2 rRNA genes are annotated in these 950 nt (G+C 53.7%); both read left to right on the forward strand.

Annotated elements, in window-relative coordinates:
- Positions 1-327, forward strand: a 23S ribosomal RNA gene (locus AC1D0P_RS26095); the annotation flags it as partial.
- 246 nt (positions 328-573) lie between these two features.
- A 5S ribosomal RNA gene (gene rrf, locus AC1D0P_RS26100) occupies positions 574-688 on the forward strand.
- Positions 689-950: the final 262 nt, after the last annotated feature.

The following is a 950-nucleotide window of genomic DNA, read 5'->3' on the forward strand; positions in this document are numbered from 1 at the left end:
ATTTAAAGCGGTACGTGAGTTGGGTTCAGAACGTCGTGAGACAGTTYGGTCCCTATCTGCCGTGGGTGTASGAAWMTTGASAGGATCTGTCCCTAGTACGAGAGGACCGGGATGGACRYAYCTCTGGTGGAYCTGTYRTGGCGCCAGCCGCAGTGCAGAGTAGCTATATACGGAATGGATAACCGCTGAAGGCATCTAAGCGGGAAACCAACCTGAAAACGAGTGTTCCCTGAGAGCCGTGGAAGACGACCACGTTGATAGGCCGGGTGTGGAAGCGCCGCAAGGTGTGGAGCTTACCGGTACTAATAGCTCGATAGGCTTGATCGTTCTCATTGATCAATGATCATCTTCGTGCTGAAAGCACGAACAGTATATGTCCTGACGCGCTAGTCGCGCTCCGGACGGGCCGCCCGATGGTGTTTTGCTTGACAGCAAAAACCTGAAGTCGGGCGACGGCCTCTGGCCTTGCGAAGCTAACGCTTCGTTTAGTGCCACGAGAGCCGTATCAATCTTTAAAATGAAAAGGGACGAAGTCCCCCAGCTTCTCGATCGATTGACGTTGCGCTTTGCCGACCTGGTGGTTCTGGCGGGGTGGCTGCACCCGTTCCCATTCCGAACACGGCCGTGAAACGCCCCAGCGCCGATGGTACTTTGTCTTAAGGCACGGGAGAGTAGGTCGCTGCCAGGTCTGCAAAGCGCAACGTCAATCGATACCTCAAACACACAAAACCGCCAACAAGCGGATACGATGAAAGGTCGCACAAAGCGGCCTATTCGTGTTACGGCAGAAATCTGCTATAATGCGCATGGACACTCTCCTGACAGGCGAGAGAACACAGAAACTAACGGTATTTTGCTTCGCAAAAACCGGACCGGATGGCCGAAAGGTCRACGCACTTTAACGGTATTTTTGCCAAAGGCAAAAAACCGGGTAACGCGGGGTGGAGCAG

The sequence above is a fragment of the Polaromonas sp. P1_G2 genome (assembly GCF_056405515.1).